14 protein-coding genes are annotated in these 15,131 nt (G+C 74.4%); 7 read left to right on the forward strand and 7 right to left on the reverse strand.

The features are described from left to right. Positions 1-123 precede the first annotated feature (123 nt). Entirely contained in the window at positions 124-1,272 is a 1,149-nt protein-coding gene (locus ABTY59_RS25090) for a PP2C family protein-serine/threonine phosphatase (protein WP_352021278.1), read from the reverse strand. A gap of 177 nt (positions 1,273-1,449) precedes the next feature. Here ABTY59_RS25090 and ABTY59_RS25095 point away from each other — a divergent pair, with 177 nt between their 5' ends. The 3 genes from ABTY59_RS25095 to ABTY59_RS25105 all read left to right on the forward strand — a co-directional run bounded on the left by ABTY59_RS25095 (position 1,450) and on the right by ABTY59_RS25105 (position 3,733). Further along, positions 1,450-2,007: a SigE family RNA polymerase sigma factor gene (locus ABTY59_RS25095; RefSeq protein ID WP_352021279.1), complete on the forward strand. Its 558-nt coding sequence runs from the start codon at positions 1,450-1,452 to the stop codon at positions 2,005-2,007. Beyond that, positions 2,000-2,395: a hypothetical protein gene (locus ABTY59_RS25100; protein WP_352021280.1), complete on the forward strand. Its 396-nt coding sequence runs from the start codon at positions 2,000-2,002 to the stop codon at positions 2,393-2,395. Before ABTY59_RS25095 ends, ABTY59_RS25100 begins: the two co-directional genes overlap by 8 nt. Before the next feature lie 138 nt (positions 2,396-2,533). Beyond that, positions 2,534-3,733 carry a mannosyltransferase family protein gene (locus ABTY59_RS25105; protein ID WP_352021281.1) on the forward strand — a complete coding sequence of 400 codons (1,200 nt, stop codon included), beginning with the start codon at positions 2,534-2,536 and terminating at the stop codon, positions 3,731-3,733. Positions 3,734-3,775: 42 nt separating this feature from the next. Here the strand turns inward: ABTY59_RS25105 and ABTY59_RS25110 are convergent, their stop codons facing one another. Beyond that, the gene (locus tag ABTY59_RS25110; RefSeq protein ID WP_352021282.1) at positions 3,776-4,798 is read right to left on the reverse strand and encodes a GlxA family transcriptional regulator; all 1,023 of its coding nucleotides are present in this window, start codon (positions 4,796-4,798) and stop codon (positions 3,776-3,778) included. A gap of 126 nt (positions 4,799-4,924) precedes the next feature. Here ABTY59_RS25110 and ABTY59_RS25115 point away from each other — a divergent pair, with 126 nt between their 5' ends. After that, a complete protein-coding gene (locus ABTY59_RS25115; RefSeq protein WP_352021283.1) occupies positions 4,925-5,848 on the forward strand; it encodes an NADP-dependent oxidoreductase in 924 nt (307 codons plus the stop codon). Between the two features lie 77 nt (positions 5,849-5,925). Here the strand turns inward: ABTY59_RS25115 and ABTY59_RS25120 are convergent, their stop codons facing one another. Then, complete coding sequence (locus ABTY59_RS25120; protein WP_352021284.1) at positions 5,926-7,527, reverse strand: M4 family metallopeptidase; 1,602 nt, start codon at positions 7,525-7,527, stop codon at positions 5,926-5,928. A 186-nt stretch (positions 7,528-7,713) separates the two neighbouring features. After that, positions 7,714-8,694, reverse strand: a complete 981-nt coding sequence (locus tag ABTY59_RS25125; protein WP_352021285.1) for a LysR family transcriptional regulator — start codon at positions 8,692-8,694, stop codon at positions 7,714-7,716. Between the two features lie 323 nt (positions 8,695-9,017). On the opposite strand from ABTY59_RS25125, the gene ABTY59_RS25130 reads away from it, so the two are divergent. Both ABTY59_RS25130 and ABTY59_RS25135 read left to right on the forward strand, forming a co-directional pair. Then, positions 9,018-9,638, forward strand: a complete 621-nt coding sequence (locus ABTY59_RS25130) for a carbonic anhydrase (RefSeq protein ID WP_352021286.1) — start codon at positions 9,018-9,020, stop codon at positions 9,636-9,638. A gap of 8 nt (positions 9,639-9,646) precedes the next feature. Beyond that, a complete protein-coding gene (locus ABTY59_RS25135; protein ID WP_352021347.1) occupies positions 9,647-10,291 on the forward strand; it encodes an L-threonylcarbamoyladenylate synthase in 645 nt (214 codons plus the stop codon). A 166-nt stretch (positions 10,292-10,457) separates the two neighbouring features. Here the strand turns inward: ABTY59_RS25135 and abc-f are convergent, their stop codons facing one another. The 3 genes from abc-f to ABTY59_RS25150 form a co-directional block, all read right to left on the reverse strand. Beyond that, the gene (gene abc-f / locus ABTY59_RS25140) at positions 10,458-12,086 is read right to left on the reverse strand and encodes a ribosomal protection-like ABC-F family protein (protein ID WP_352021287.1); all 1,629 of its coding nucleotides are present in this window, start codon (positions 12,084-12,086) and stop codon (positions 10,458-10,460) included. 149 nt (positions 12,087-12,235) lie between these two features. Continuing rightward, positions 12,236-13,018, reverse strand: coding sequence for a class II aldolase/adducin family protein (locus ABTY59_RS25145; protein WP_352021288.1), 783 nt, complete (start codon positions 13,016-13,018; stop codon positions 12,236-12,238). Continuing rightward, positions 13,015-14,016: a C-terminal binding protein gene (locus ABTY59_RS25150; RefSeq protein ID WP_352021289.1), complete on the reverse strand. Its 1,002-nt coding sequence runs from the start codon at positions 14,014-14,016 to the stop codon at positions 13,015-13,017. The genes ABTY59_RS25145 and ABTY59_RS25150 overlap by 4 nt, the downstream gene beginning before the upstream one ends. A 199-nt stretch (positions 14,017-14,215) precedes the next feature. Here ABTY59_RS25150 and ABTY59_RS25155 point away from each other — a divergent pair, with 199 nt between their 5' ends. After that, a complete protein-coding gene (locus tag ABTY59_RS25155; protein ID WP_352021290.1) occupies positions 14,216-15,115 on the forward strand; it encodes an Lrp/AsnC family transcriptional regulator in 900 nt (299 codons plus the stop codon). Positions 15,116-15,131 lie beyond the last annotated feature (16 nt).

A 15,131-nucleotide genomic window follows, 5' to 3' on the forward strand; every position in this document is an offset into this window, starting at 1 on the left:
GGCCGGGGCGAACGCGCCGTGAACGCGGCATGGCCGGAAACCGCCCCCGCGAGGGCGGGTGGCAAAACATGCCACCGATGCAATCCATGCACGTCGCGCACGGACCGTCACGGACCGGCGCGGCTACGGCTCCGTGGCCAGCCGCTCGATCGCCACGAGGGCCGCGTCGTCGCCGAGATGACCTCCCGCGTACGCCTGCAGATCGGCCCGCAGACGGTCGAGCAGGGCCGGCGGGTCGTCCTTGTGGCCCGCCCAGGCCGCGAGCCGCTCCGTCAGCGGATAGAAGGCGCGCGTCCTGTCCCGCGCCTCCACCACGCCGTCCGTGTAGAGCAGCAGGACGTCGCCGACGTCGAAGGGGAAGGTCTCCACCGTCACCTCGGGGGCCACGATGTCCGCGAGACCCAGCGGAGGACCCGCCTCGGCCGTGTCGAGCGCGATCACCCGCCCCGCCCGGATGAGCAGCGGCGGCGGGTGGCCGCGGTTCACGAGCCGCACCACCGGCTCGTGGTCGGGGATGTCCAGGACCAGCGCCGTGACGAAGGCCTCGTCCGCGTCGTCGGCGTCCGCTCCGGCCTCGGGCCCCGCCCCCGCCTCGTACCGGGACTCCTCCTCCGAGCCGACCCCCGCCTCCAGGTGCCCGACGAGTTCCGGCAGCTCCCGCTCGCGCCGGGCCGTGACCCGGAAGGCGCCCAGGACGAGCGAGGCCTCGCTGATCGCGTCGAGCCCCTTGCCCCGGGCGTCGCCGATCAGCAGCCGCGTCCCGGACACCGTGCGGGCCGCCGCGTACAGGTCGCCGCCCATCTGCATCTCCTCCTCGGCCGCGAGATAGACCGAGGCGATGTGCAGGGGCCCCGCCCGGTGCGGCAGGGGCCGCAGCACGACGCTCTGGGCGGCGTGCGCGATCGACCGCAGCCGCGTCACCCGGCTCTCGTCCCGTTCGCGCAGATGGGCGAAGAAGGTCGCGATGACCGAGATCAGGACCAGCGCGACGATCTGGTAGGTGTGGTTGAGGTCCGTGAAGCTCGTCCGCACGATGGCCACCACCGACTGGGCGAGCACCGCGACCGCGCCCACGAAGGCCGTCATGCGGGGCCCCGCGAACGACGCCGTCACCGCGGGCGCGGCGATCAGGAACGGTCCCAGGTGCACCTCCGGGGGGACCAGCACGTCCACCACGGTGACCAGGGCGATCAGCGCGAAGGGCACGGCGAGCAGCAGCAGCCCGCCGCGCCGGGAGAGACGCGGGACCAAGGCTCTGCGGCGGGACCCCATGGGAAAGGCATACCGCAGCCGACGCGGCGTGTCCTGTTGCCCGCCGACGCCCTCCCGACGCGTGTCCTCCGGGTTCGGTTCCGTGATCACGATCACTCTTGTCCGTGGGATTCCATGTCAACCGGAGGACCCACGGCAGGCGTATGCGGGGTGTAGTCGGAGATCCGGGAGTGTTCGTTGACCGTCGAGGAGTTCGAAGAGTTCTACGCCCACACGGTGGCGCGGCTCACGGGCCAGTTGTACGTGATGCTGGGCGACCTGCACGAGGCGCAGGACGTCGTGCAGGAGGCCTTCGTCAAGGCCTGGGACCGGCGGCGCCGGCTCGACCGTGACGGACAGCCCGAGGCGTGGATCCGCACGGTCGCGTGGCGGCTCGCGGTGAGCCGCTGGCGCTTCCGCCGGCGGTCGAGCGAGGCGTGGCGGCGCGGGGCGCCGCCGCCGACGGTCGAGGGCCCCGGGCCCGACCACCTGGTGCTCGTCGACGCCCTGCGCGGTCTCCCTCCGCAGCAGCGGCGCACCCTGGCCCTCCACTACCTGTGCGACCTGAGCGTCGACCAGGTCGCCGCCGAGACCGGCCTGTCGACCGGCACCGTCAAGACCCATCTGTCCCGCGGCCGGGCGGCGCTCGCCCACCGGATCGAGGACCCACGGGGAGCGCGCCCGGACAGCGGGAAGCAGCCGGACGCGCGCCCCCGTACCGACCGTTCGTCCAGCGAGGAGGCCCCCGGTGCATGAGTCCCACGACCCGCTGAAGTCGCTCTTCGAGGAGGCCGCCGCCGCCGGCCGGGCCGGCGCCTCCTACGCGCCGGCCGCCGAGATCACCGCCCGTGGCCTGCGGGCCCACCGACGCCGCCTGGCGCTCCTGGCCGCGAGCGCGTGCCTCGTCGTGGGCGGCGCGGGCGCCGCGCTCGCCACCCTGCTGCCCGGCCCGTCCCAGCCGGTCCTGCCCGCGACGACCCCGTCGGTCGGCGGTCCGACCCCGGCGGGCACGAGCGCGACCACCGAGGCCACGTACCCGCCGCCCACCACCGCCCCGCCGCAGAGCGCCACCGCCGGCGGCCCCCCGCTCGGAACGCCCACCGGCACCTCCACGACCACGACTCCCCCGGGCGGCGCGGGCTAGGGCCTGTCTTTCGTATCAGGCCCTAGGACCGCCGCCCGCCTGAGCCGCCCCACCCCACCCCGTCCACACGGGACCGCCACGCGACACCGGGCCGTCCCGCGCCCCGCCACGCCCTCAGAGAGATGCGGACCGACCCCCATGACCCTGCTGGATCGCGACGCTCGCGCCATACGCACCACCGCACCTCCGACGGCACGGTGGACCCGGCCGCGGCTCGACGCGGGCGACCGTGACGTCCTGACCCTCTACGTGTTCACGCGCGTCGCCGTCCTCCTCACCGCCTACTGCGCCGCCTGGCTCTTCCCGCGCGACCCCGAGGCGCACCGGCCGGGGGCGTTCGCCCCGGTGGTCGGGCAGTGGGACTGGAACCACTACCTGCACATCGCCCGCGACGGCTACTTCCCCGACGACCCCGCCGCGCGGCCCGAGGAGTGGGACAACAGGGAGGCGTTCTTCCCCGGCTTCCCGCTCCTCCTCAGGGCGCTGCACCCCCTCGTGCGCGACTGGACCGCCACCGGGCTCCTCGTCTCCTTCGTCGCCGGAGCCGTCGCCTGCCTCGCCCTCGGCCGCATCGCGCGGCTCGACCTCCCCCGGGTCGCCGACGCCCGCCGGGCCGTCCTCCTGCTGCTGGTGTCGCCGTGCGCGGTGTTCCTCGCCGTGGGATACACCGAGGCCCTGTTCCTCGCCTTCGCCCTGCCGGCCTGGCTCGCCGCCCGGCGGCAGGACTGGCGGCTCGCCGCGCTCCTCGCGGCCGGCGCCACCACGGTGCGCGTGAGCGGGCTCTTCCTCGTCGCCGCGCTCGTCGTCCACTTCGCCCTGACCGCCCGGTCGCGGGGCGGGCTGCGACGGCTGCCGTGGCTGGCCCTGCCCGCGCTGCCTCCGCTGGTCTACTCCTGGTACCTGCACGGGCGCACCGGGGACTGGATGGCCTGGAAGCACGCCCAGGAGCGCGGCTGGTACCGCGAGTTCCACACCCCCTGGGAGGCCTGGGGCACGACCTGGGAGGCCGCCTTCGGCCACGGCTACCCCGCTCCGTACGCCCTCATGTGGCAGGCCGAGCTCCTCGCCATGGTCGTCGGCCTGGTCACGGTGGGCCTCCTCGCGCGCGCCCGCCGCTGGCCCGAGGCGGTCTACGTCGCGCTCAGCCTCTGGGCCCTGGGCACCTCGTACTGGTACATGTCGATCCCCCGCGCCACGCTCCTGTGGTGGCCGCTGTGGATCGGTCTCGCCTCCTGGGCCTCGCGCGGGCCCCGGCGCTCGCACGCCTGGTTCTGTCTGTCGGTCCCGCTCTCCGTCGTCCTCGCCGTGACCTTCTTCTCCGGGCGCTGGGCCGGCTGACCGGCCGGCCCCGCGAGCCCGGCACGATCCGAGGGGCAGGCCCTACGCGCCCTCGGCCGCGCCGACCGGATCGGAGGCGCCGAACGCCCGTCGGTAGGCGGCGGGCGAGACGCCGAAGGCCGTGCGCATGTGCGCGCGCAGGGAGTTGCCGGACCCGATGCCCGCGCGGTGGGCCACCAGGTCGATGGGCAGGTCGGTGGTCTCCAGGAGCTGTTTGGCCAGTTCCAGGCGCTGCGCGGTGAGCCACTGCACGGGCGTCATGCCGACCTCGTCCCGGAACCGCCGGGTGAACGAGCGCAGGCTCATCCGGGCGTGCTCGGCGAGCCGCCCGAGGGTGAGCGGCTCTCCGAGGTGTTCGAGGGCCCAGGCGCGCGTCTCGGTCGTGCTGGCGAGGGTCGGCTCGGGCACGGGCCGGTCGATGAACTGGGCCTGCCCGCCGTCCCGCCAGGGCGGTACGACGCACATGCGCGCCGCCCGGTTGGCCGCCGCCGCGCCGTGGTCGCGGCGGATCATGTGCAGGCACAGGTCGACGCCGGCGGCCACCCCGGCCGAGGTGAGCACGTCGCCGTCGTCGACGAAGAGCACCTCCTCGTCGAGCTTGACCCCGGGGTAGGCCCGCCGGAACTGCGGCGCCAGGTTCCAGTGGGTGGTGGCCGGCCGGCCGTCGAGCAGGCCGGCGGCGGCGAGCACGTACGACCCGGTGCAGATGGACACCAGCCGGGTGCCCGGCCGGATCCCGGCGATGGCCGCGGCGACCTCGGGCGGCAGCGGGCCGCCGTCCTCCAGCTCCGGCATGGCGTGCGTCGGCGGGACGACGACGGTGTCGGCGGCGGCGAGCGCCTCGGGGCCGGCCGCCGGCTGGACGACGAACCCGGCGTCGCTGAGGACGGGCGCGCCGTCGGCGGTGCAGACGGTGACCTCGTACAGGGGGCGGCCGTCGGCGTCCTGGACGCTGCCGAAGACCCGCGACGGGATGCCGAGCTCGAAGGGCGGCACGCCGGGCAGGGCGAGCACCGCGACGCGGTGCCCGCGGATGGTCGTCGTCCGCGGGGCTGTCTCGTCCATGGCCAAATCCTGTCACATAGTGGCCCGAGGGCCAATACCGTGCGGGACACGGAGACGGGAAGGTGAAGGGGTCGACGCCGGAGAGGTTCCGGCGGGCGCCGATCGAGAAGGAACGAGGCGAAGAGCATGCGTGCGGTGGTCGTGGAGCAGTGGGGCGGTCCCGAGAAGCTGGTCGAGCGCGAGGTGGAGCGCCCGGAGCCGGGTCTGAACGAGGTCCTCGTCCGGGTCCACGCCGCCGGGGTGAACCCGGTGGACTGGAAGACCCGCGCGAGCGGCGGGCTCATCGACTGGGGCGCGCCGGCGATCGTCGGCTGGGACGTGTCCGGCACGGTCGAGGCGGTGGGGCCCGGCGTGGGCAGCCTGCGGCCCGGCGACGAGGTCTTCGGGATGCCGCTGTTCCCCCGGCAGGCGGGCGGCTACGCCGAGTACGTCGTGGCCCCGGCCCGTCATCTCGCGCCGAAGCCGGCCTCGCTCACGCACGTGGAGGCGGCGGCGCTGCCGCTCGCCGCGCTGACCGCCTGGCAGGCCCTGGTCGACGCCGCGGACGTCCGGCCGGGTGAGCGGGTGCTCGTGCACGCCGCGGCCGGCGGGGTGGGTCACTTCGCCGTGCAGATCGCCAAGGCGCGCGGCGCGTACGTCATCGGTACGGCCAGCGCCGCCAAGCACGAGCTGCTGCGGGAGCTCGGCGCGGACGAGGTGCTCGACTACCGCGAGGCCCGGTTCGAGGACGTCGTCTCCGATGTCGACGTCGTCCTCGACGGGCTCGGCGGCGAGACGGCCGAGCGCTCCCTGAAGGTGCTGCGGACCGGCGGCCGGCTCATCACGCTGCCCGGCCCCGACGACGTCCCGGCCGCCCCCGACGGCGTGCGGGCCGCGTGGGTCCTGGTCGAGCCCGACCACCTCGGGCTGCGGGAGATCGCCGCGCTGGTGGAGAGCGGCGCGCTGCGCCCGGTCGTCGACACCGTGCTGCCGCTGTCGGAGGCGGCGCGGGCGCACGAGCTCGGGGAGCGGGGCCGGACGACCGGGAAGATCGTCCTGTCGGTGGTCTGACGCCGTACCGGGCGGCCTCCCGGCCCGTCGGCCGCCTCCGCGCGGGAGGCGGCCGACGGGGATCCCCCTCCGGGGCGTCAGGCGACGTTGACCGCGGTCCAGGCCTTCGCGACGGTGGCGTACTCGGTGCTCGTGGCGCCGTACAGGTCCTTCGCCGCGCTCAGGGTCGCGGTGCGGGCGCCCTTGTAGTCGGTGGTGGAGGTCATGTAGACGGTGAGCGCCCGGTACCAGATGGCGGCGGCCTTCTGGTTGCCGATGCCGGTGACCGTGGAGCCGTTGTACGTGGGGCTGTTGTAGGTCACGCCGTTGATCGTCCTGCTGCCGCTGCCCTCGCTGGCGAGGTAGAACCAGTGGTTGCCGACGCCCGAGGAGTTGTGGACGTCGAGCCGGCCGACGGACTTGGACCAGTAGTCGGCCGAGCGGCCGTCCAGGGAGGGCTTGTCCATGCGGCGCAGCCACGGCGGGGTGGACTGGTCGCTGAAGAGGTAGTCGGGCGTGTCGACCGCGTTGGCGGCGTACCACTCGACCATGGTGCCGAAGATGTCGCTGGTGGCCTCGTTGAGGCCGCCGGACTCGCCGCTGTAGCGGAGGTTGGCGGTCGCCGAGGTGACGCCGTGGGTCATCTCGTGGCCCATCGTGTCGAGGTCGACCTGCTCGGGATCGACGCTGCCGTCGCCGTCGCCGGTCATCATGCAGAAGCAGGCGTCCGACCACTGGGCGTTGTCCCAGTTGGTGCCGACGTGGACGAACACGGTGGCGCCGCGGCCGTCGTTCTTGATGCCGTTGCGGCCGAAGGTGGACTTGTAGTAGTCGTACGTCTTCGCGGTGTTGGCGTGCGCGTCGACGGCGGCGGTGGCGCGGTCGGTGGAGAACTTCCGGCCGTCGCCCCAGACGTTGTCGGCGTCGGTGAACAGGGTGCCCGAGGAGCTGTTCAGGGACGAGGACGAGACGTTGCGCGCGTCCTTGGTGATGTGGCCGCGGAGCGGGTCGATCAGCGCGAAGGTGCCGTTGGCCTGCTGGGTGGTGTCGAGCGTGATGTCGCCGGTGTACTCGGAGTGGCCGGTGCCGGTGGCCTCGCGCTCGGTGTCGTAGTTCTCGATCGCGGCGCCGGTGGCGGCGTCGGTGACGAAGACCTCGCCGTGCGGCTGGCCCTTGTCGCCGAGGCCCTGCACGGTGGTGCGCCAGGCGAGGCGGGCGGTGCCGTCGGCGGCCCACACGATCAGCTCGGGGGTGGACCGGGCCTCGTCGACCAGTCCCGCGGAGCGCTTCAGGGCGCCGGCCGCGGTGCCCTTGGCGTCGACGCCGGGGGTGACGGAGGCGAGGGCGACCTTGTGGGCCTTGGCGTGGGAGGAGCCCTTGAGCGAGCCGTCGGCCTTCTGGTGGACGACGAAGTCGCCGCCGACGACGGGGAGGCCGCGGTAGGTCCGCTCGAAGCGCACGTGCTGGGTGCCGTCGGCGTCGAGCACGACGTCCTTGACGACGAGCTTCTGACCGGCGCCGAAGCCGAAGGTGTCGGCGTGCCGGGCGACGTTCGCCTCGGCCCGGGATATCGCCGTGTCGCGGGCGGACGTGCCCCGCTGGGCCGCGTCGGGCTGCGACCAGGCCGGTGCGGCCAGGGTGCCCGTGGTGATGACGGCGGCGGCGACCATCGTGGAGAGGGCAAGGAGAGGACGGGACATGACGGGGTGTTCCTTCGCTCGTCGTGGGGGGTGACGACGTCCTGGGACGTTGACGCGAAGTGTTCACCAGGTGACATGTTCCTGACGTGATCCCAGGTGGGATACAACCGGGGAGCTATAGGGGGCGGGCAGGGGAGCGCCGGTACGGCCCCGCCGAGCGCGGCTCTCGTGCGGCGGCGTCCTTGGTCAGCCCTCCGTGCCGAGGGCGAAGTCCGCCCCGCCGTCCTGCCACCAGGCCAGGTACCGGGGTCGCTCCCGCACCAGCGACAGATAGGCCGTCAGGAGCCGTTCGCCCACCGCGTCGGCGAGTTCGGCCGGGACCGACTCCGGGTTCCACGCCAGCTGCAGCCTCCGGTGGAAGGGGACGTCCGCCAGCGGCCGCTGCACCGTGCCCTGGGCGGGGACCTCGGCGCTGGGCCACACCCCGCAGACGGCACGCCGTCCGGCGACCAGGATCTGCGCCACCGACAGGTCAGGCGTCACATGCGCGACGCGCGGGGTGAACCCCGCCGCCTGGCAGGTCAGATGGAGGTACGCGTGCACCCCGCTCTCGTCGGCCTCCGGCATCACCCATTCCTCGTCGCTCAGCTCACGCAGGCTCACCCGCTCCCGGCGCGCCAGGGGATGGTCCTCGGCGAGCAGGACGAAGACCGGCTCGCGCAGCAGCGTGCGCGTCATCACGGCATCGCCCACCGGCAGCGGGAAGCCGGGGAACTCACCGAACACCGCTATGTCGCACTTGGACTGGCTCAGGGCCTTCACCAGGGTGTGCACGGAACGCCGGGCGTCGATGGTGAGCCGGTTCTCCGGGACGAGTTCGAAGAGGGCGGAGACGAGCAGCGACACCAGCGGGCCGGCGGTGCCTCCCGCGCGCAGCGGCGCGACGGTGCCGGTGTCCGCCTCGGCGGCCGCGCGCGCGTGCTCGCGCAGCCGGTCGAAGCCGACCACGAGGTCGCGTGCGCAGCGGAGCACGTACTGGCCGGTCTCGTTGGGCTTCACCCCGTCCGCGCCGCGGACGAAGAGCGGGCCGCCCAGCTCGTGCTCGATCCGTTTCAACTGCGCGCTCGTGGCGGGCTGGGAGAGCTGGAGGCGTGCCGCGGCCTTGCGGATGCTGCCGGCCTCGGCGACGGTGAGCAGGACACGGAGGTGCCGGAACTCGAGCTGCATGAACATTCCCCGCTCAGGGCGAAGGGCCCCTTGCACCCCCCGTGACCAGCAGAACCAGCTGCCCGAGGGCATGGTGACCAAGATCCGACGGAGCGGTCGGGGCGGCAACCACGGGCGGGCAAAATCTCCCCGCCCGTGACCCGCGGAGGTCCGCCGGCCAGGCTCTCGTCACCCGGTCGGCGGTGTTCCGCTCCACGACCCCGCTCTTCGCGTACGCGACAGAAGCGGCCGCATCCGTCCAGGCCGGTGCGGAACGGATCGGCCCCGACCTGCGCGGGGACCGCCCGGAGGCGGGCCCGGCACGGCTCGTTACAGTGGGTGGCATGCCTCGTACCTCTCCCGCGGTCGCACTCGACGCCATGCTCGCCGGCAACCGGCGTTTCGTCGCCGGAACGCCGGAACACCCCAACCAGGACGCCGCGCGTCGCGCGCAGCTCGCACCCGGCCAGGAGCCGTTCGCGGTCATCCTCGGCTGCTCCGACTCGCGGCTCGCCGCGGAGATCATCTTCGACCAGGGCCTCGGTGACCTGTTCGTCGTACGCACCGCCGGCCACGTGCTGGGGGCCGAGGTGCTCGGCAGCGTCGAGTACGCCACGAGCGTGCTCGGCTGCCGGCTGGTCGTCGTCCTGGGCCACGACTCCTGCGGCGCCGTCGCGGCGGCCCGCGCCGCGGTGGAGAACGGCCTGCCGGCGGCCGGCTTCGTCCGGGACGTGGTGGAGCGGGTGACGCCGAGCGTGCTCGCCGCCCGCGCCGCCGGCCTCACGGAGGACAGCGACATCATCGACGAGCACATAAGGCACACCGTGCAGCTGCTCGTGGACCGGTCCCGTGTCCTCGCGGAGCAGGTGGAGACGGGCGAGGTGGCGGTCGTCGGACTGGCCTACCAGCTCGCCGAGGGCGACGCCCGCCTCGTGACCACGCAGGGCGTGGAGGTCCCGGCGTGAGCGAACCCGTGACGCGGCGCTTCGACTGCGCCGTCGCCTCGGACCGCGCCGCCGGCATCAACGCGGCGGTGGCCGCCCTCGGCGCGGGACGGCTCGTCGTCCTCCCCACGGACACCGTGTACGGCATCGGCGCGGACGCCTTCGATCCGCGGGCCGTCGCCGGCCTGCTGGCCGCGAAGGGCCGCGGCCGGCACAAGCCCTCGCCCGTGCTCGTCGGCTCGAAGGAGGCGCTCGACGAGCTGGTCGCGGAGCTGCCGAGGACGGCCGAGGACCTGATCGGGGCGTTCTGGCCGGGCGGTCTGACGCTGGTGCTCCGCCACCGGCCGTCGCTCTCCTGGGACCTCGGCGAGACCGGCGGCACGGTCGCCGTGCGGATGCCCGACCATCCCCTCGCCCTGGAGCTGCTGGCCGCGGCCGGCCCGATGGCCGTCTCCAGCGCGAACCTCACCGACCGGCCCTCGCCGGAGGACTGCGACGCGGCCTTCGGGATGCTGGGCGAATCCGTGGCCGTGTACCTCGACGGCGGCCGGACGGCCGGAGCGGTGTCGTCCTCGATCGTCGACCTGACCGGCGACGCCCCCGTGCTCGTACGGGAGGGCGTCCTGTCCGCCGACGTCCTGCGCACGGTCGTCCCCGGACTCGTCACGCGCTGACGAGCCCGGGCGCGCGGCGGCCCGTCCCGCCGCGCGCCCGCCCCGTCCGGGGGGTGCGGCGGCCGATCGACCGGCCGCCGCTCCGACGTCCGGGCCCCCGACGGCCCCGCCCCCGGCGCGCGGCCACGGAGTCGCCGCCCCGACTCGCCACCCCGACTCGCCGCCGTCAGGCTCCGCCGCTCCTCCGGCCCGCGCGCAGCTCCAGGCGTTCGCCGGAGAAGCGGTCGCGGAAGCCCCGGTCGTGGGAGACCACGACCACCGCGCCCGGATAGCCCACGAGTGCCGTCTCCAGGTCCTCGACGAGGTCGGGCGCGAGGTGGTTCGTCGGCTCGTCGAGGACGAGGAGGTCCGCGGGGCGGACCACCAGTCGGGCGATCTGCAGCCGCCGGCGCTGCCCCGCGGACAGGTCCGCGACCGGGACGTCCAGGTCCTGCTCGCGGAACAGGCCGAGCGCGAGGAGCTGTGCGGCGTACTCCTCCGGCCGCCCGGGCCGCCCGGCCGCGAACGCGGCGAGCAGGGGCAGCCCGGTGGAGCGCTCGGGCAGTTCCTGTGCGAGGTACCCGAGCCGCTCGGGGCGGCGTACCGTGCCCGCGTCCGGGGCGAGGTCGCCCGCCAGGACGCGCAGCAGGGTGGTCTTGCCCGCCCCGTTCCCGCCGGTGACGAGCAGCCGCTGACCGGGCGCGACGGCCAGCGTCCCGTCGAGGCGCAGCCGCCCGCCGACCGCGACGTCGCGCAGTTCGGCGAGGGGGCCGTCCCCGGCGTGCCCGTCCTCGGTGCCGAGCGGCGCCGCCGTGAACCTCAGGGGCTCGGGCGGCGCCGTCACCGGGTCGCGCCGCAGCTGGGCGAGGCGCTCGCGGACCGCCCGCACCTGCCCGCCGAGCTTCGCCTCGTGCGAGCGGCGGTGCTTGCCGAAGCCCTGTCCCGGGTCCTTGCCGGTGGTCGCCAGGCGCCGTCCGGCTGCTTCGAGGAGCTCCTCGGCGCGGGCCGTCTCCTGGAGCCAGGCGGCGTGGTCCTGCTCGGCGCGGCGCCGGGCGGCGGCCTTCGCGGCGCGGTATCCGGCCCAGCCGTCGCCGTACCGCCGTACGCTCCGGGTGTCCCGGTCCACCTCCAGGACGGTGGTGGCGACGCGCTCCAGGAAGCCGCGGTCGTGCGTGACGGCGACGACGGTGCCGCGGTGGGCGCGCAGCCGCTCCTCCAGCCAGTGCACGGCCGGCGCGTCGAGGTGGTTGGTCGGCTCGTCCAGGAGCAGGAGCTCCGGGGCCGCGGCGAGGACGCCGGCGAGGGCGAGCCGGGACTGCTCGCCGCCGGACAGCGAGCCGAGCGCCCGGTCGCGGGTGATCCCGGCGAGCCCGAGGCCGTGCAGGGCGGCGTCGACGCGGGCGTCCGCCTCGTATCCCCCGCGCTCCTCGTAGGCGGTCAGGAGCTCTCCGTACGCGGCGAGTTCGTCCGCGGATGCCTCGCCGAGGCGCTCCTCGGCCGCGCGCAGCCGGCGTTCCATGGCACGGATCTCGCGGAGGGCGAGGTCGACGGCGTCCCCGACCGTGCGGTCGGCGGCGAGGTCGAGGGTCTGGCCGAGGTGGCCGGTGCCGCCGGGGAAGGCGACGGTGACCTCCCCGGCGTCCGGTTTCTCGGCGGTGGCGAGCAGCCGCAGGAGGGTGGATTTCCCGGAGCCGTTCTCGCCGACGACGGCGGCCTTCTCGCCGGGGCGGACGGTGAAGGAGACCTGGTCGAGGACGGTCCGGAGGCCGTAGGACTTGGTGACGTCCTGGACGGCGAGCTGGGCGCGTTCGCGCATGGCGGTAGTACTTCCCTGAGTCTGGGTGTCGAGGGGCAGCGGAGACGGCGGCGACGGCCGTGTCCGGACTCAGAGGAAGTAGTGGTGACGCATGCCCCCACGGTACAAGACGATACGTATCGTCTGCACCCGGTTATCGGTCCGCCGGGTCAGTCCTTGTAGTCGGGGCAGGTCCGGTCGAGCATGCGCAGCAGGGCCGCCCAGGCGAGGTCGTAGGCGTCGAGGTCCTCGAAGTCGCTCTCGGCCTCGCCGGCGAGCTGCCGGGCCGTGTACGCGCAGACCTCGGCGGGCGGGACGACCAGCGGGGCGCCGCCGGCCTGCGCGGTCACCTGGATCTCGCAGGCCTTCTCCAGGTAGTACATGCGCAGGAAGGCGCGGGACGCGCTCTCGCCGACGGTCAGCAGGCCGTGGTTGCGCAGGACGAGGGCCGGGTGGTCGCCGATGTCGGCGACCAGGCGCCGCTGCTCGTCGAGGTTGAGGGCGACGCCCTCGTAGTCGTGGTAGCTGATCCGGTCGTGGAACTCCATCGACATCTGGTTGAGCGGCAGCAGGCCGTCCTTCTGCGCGGCGACGGCGCAGCCCGCCCTGGTGTGGGTGTGGAGCACGCAGTGGGCGTCGGGGCGGGCCGCGTGGATGGCGCTGTGGATGACGAACCCGGCGGGGTTGACGGGGTAAGGCGACGGACCGACGGGGTTGCCGTCCAGGTCGATCTTGACCAGGTTCGACGCGGTGATCTCCTCGAAGAGCAGCCCGTAGGGGTTGATGAGGAAGTGGTGGTCGGGGCCGGGGAGGCGCAGCGAGATGTGTGTGAAGATCAGGTCGGTCATCCGGAAGTGCGCGACGAGCCGGTAGACGGCGGCGAGTTCGCGCCGCAGGCGCAGCTCCTCGTCCGCGAGGGTCTGCGCGGCGGGCGTGGGCGCGATCGTGCTCATGCGGGCGATCCTTCGGTGGTGGGGTCGACGACGGGGGTCAGCGGGCGGCCGGTGCGGTGCCAGGCGACGACGTTGGCGGCGGGCTCGCACACGTACGCGCGGCGCGAGGCGTCCGAGAGGTAGGCGCTGTGCGGGGAGAGCCGGATGCGCGGGTGACGGCGCAGCGGGTCGTCGGCGGGCGGCGGTTCGACGGGGAGGACGTCGAGGGCGGCTCCCGCGAGGCGGCCGGTGTCGACGGCCTCCAGGAGGGCTTCGGAGTCGACGAGTTCGCCACGCGCCACGTTGACGAGGAAGCCGCCGGGCGGCATCCGGCGCAGGAGCTCCGCGTCGACGAGGCCGTGCGTGGCCGGGGTCAGCGGGAGGTGCAGGGAGAGGACGTCGCTGGTCGCGGCGAGCGCGTCGAGGCTCCCGCACCGCTCGACGCCCGCGGGCCAGTGCGCGGGGTCCGCGTGCGGGTCGTACGCGGCGACGCGGCCGAAGACGGGTGCGGCGAGGGCGGCGAAGGCGCGGGCGATGCGGCCGAAGCCGACCAGGCCGAGGGTGAGTTCGCTCGCGCGTCGCGGCAGCGGGAGGCCCTCCCCGGGGGCGACGAACTCGGCGCTCCAGCCGCCGCCCCGCACGACGGCGTCGGCGCGCGGCAGGTGGCGCACGAGGGAGAGGGCGGAGGCCAGCGCGTGGACGGCGACGTCCTCGGTCGCGGCGTCCGGGAGGTTGGCGACCCAGAGTCCGCGCCGGCGCGCCGCCTCGGTGTCGATCATGTCGTGGCCGGCGGACATCGTCGCGAGGACGCGCAGCCGGGGCAGCCGGTCCAGGAGCGCGGCGTCGACGCGGGCGTACCCGACGATGAGCGCGACGGCGTCCTCGGCGGCGGCCGCGAGCACGTCCGGGTCACGGCTCCCGGCGACCCTCACCTCGAAGCCGGCCTCGGCGAGCAGGCGCATGCCGGGTTCCGGGTCGAGGTCCTCGGTGTCGGTGAAAACGGCGACGGGCGGGTGCACCCGACCCCCTCTCGGTCAGGACTGGCGATTCGTTCGCCATGAATGGCATGAACTTACGATTCATCTGGCGTGACGTCCAGGCGGAGTCGGGGCGGAAGTCCGTGACCCGTGTCACGATCGATCAAGGGTCCGCACCCCTGGGGCGACAATGAAGCGGCCCCGGGAGAGCCCGGAGCCGCCGAACCGAGGGGATCATCAGGTGGACCTGGACCACATCGACCTGTCCGTCGTCCGCGAGCTGCAGAGCGACGGCCGGCTCACGTACGAGACGCTGGCGCAGCGGGTCGGGCTCTCCCGACCGGCGACCCGGGCCCGGGTGCAGCGCCTGCTCGACTCGGGCGCCGTCCGGGTCGTCGCCGTGGTCCACCCGGCCGTGCGGGGCCTCACGGCCTCGGCCCATCTCTCCGTCGACGTGGACGGGGCGGCCGAGGAGGTGGCGCGGGAGATCGCCGCGATGCCGCAGGCGCCGTTCGTGACGGTCACGGCCGGGCAGCGCGCCATCATGGCCGAGCTGCGGACCGACGGCTTCGCCGAACTGGACCGGGCGATCGAGCACGTCCGCTCGGTGCCGGGGGTCTCGGCCGTGGACCCGCTGATCAGCACCCGACACCTGAAGGACCCCTACCTACTGGCCGGCGAGCCGACCGTCGCCGACCTCGACGCCACCGACCTGCAGATCCTGGACGCGCTGGAGCGGGACGGCAGGCTGCCCTTCGCCGACCTGGCCGCCATCACCGGCCTCTCGGCGGGCGCCACCCGCGCCCGCACCCTGCGCCTCCTGGACGGCGGGGTCGTGAAGGTGCTGGCGCTGGTCAGGCCCGAGCTGCTCGGGCTGGGCTTCCTGTGCGGATTCGCCGTGCGCGTCGACGGCGCGCGCGAGCCGGTCGCCGAGGAGCTGAACGGCTGGGAGCAGGTGTCGTTCCTGTCCGCCTGCGTCGGCCGGGCCGAGCTCGTCGGCACCGTCACCGCCGACTCGATGAGGTCGATCCGGGCCACGCTCGACGCCATGCGGGCCCTCGACGGGGTGCGGGGCGTGGAGAGCTGGATCCATCTGGAGCTGATCAAGGAGCGCTACGACCTCGGCAACTCCACCCCCTGACGGGCGCACGGATGAT

Source organism: Streptomyces sp. NPDC096079, from assembly GCF_040303145.1.
In the GTDB taxonomy this organism is placed as follows: domain Bacteria; phylum Actinomycetota; class Actinomycetes; order Streptomycetales; family Streptomycetaceae; genus Streptomyces.

Coding starts and splice junctions, on each gene's coding strand:
- ABTY59_RS25145 (WP_352021288.1), bottom strand. CDS start 13,018: ATGAGCACGATCGCGCCCACGCCCGCCGCGCAGACCCTCGCGGACGAG.
- ABTY59_RS25125 (WP_352021285.1), bottom strand. CDS start 8,694: ATGCAGCTCGAGTTCCGGCACCTCCGTGTCCTGCTCACCGTCGCCGAG.
- abc-f (WP_352021287.1), bottom strand. CDS start 12,086: ATGCGCGAACGCGCCCAGCTCGCCGTCCAGGACGTCACCAAGTCCTAC.
- ABTY59_RS25090 (WP_352021278.1), bottom strand. CDS start 1,272: ATGGGGTCCCGCCGCAGAGCCTTGGTCCCGCGTCTCTCCCGGCGCGGC.
- ABTY59_RS25110 (WP_352021282.1), bottom strand. CDS start 4,798: ATGGACGAGACAGCCCCGCGGACGACGACCATCCGCGGGCACCGCGTC.
- ABTY59_RS25105 (WP_352021281.1), top strand. CDS start 2,534: ATGACCCTGCTGGATCGCGACGCTCGCGCCATACGCACCACCGCACCT.
- ABTY59_RS25130 (WP_352021286.1), top strand. CDS start 9,018: ATGCCTCGTACCTCTCCCGCGGTCGCACTCGACGCCATGCTCGCCGGC.
- ABTY59_RS25115 (WP_352021283.1), top strand. CDS start 4,925: ATGCGTGCGGTGGTCGTGGAGCAGTGGGGCGGTCCCGAGAAGCTGGTC.
- ABTY59_RS25120 (WP_352021284.1), bottom strand. CDS start 7,527: ATGTCCCGTCCTCTCCTTGCCCTCTCCACGATGGTCGCCGCCGCCGTC.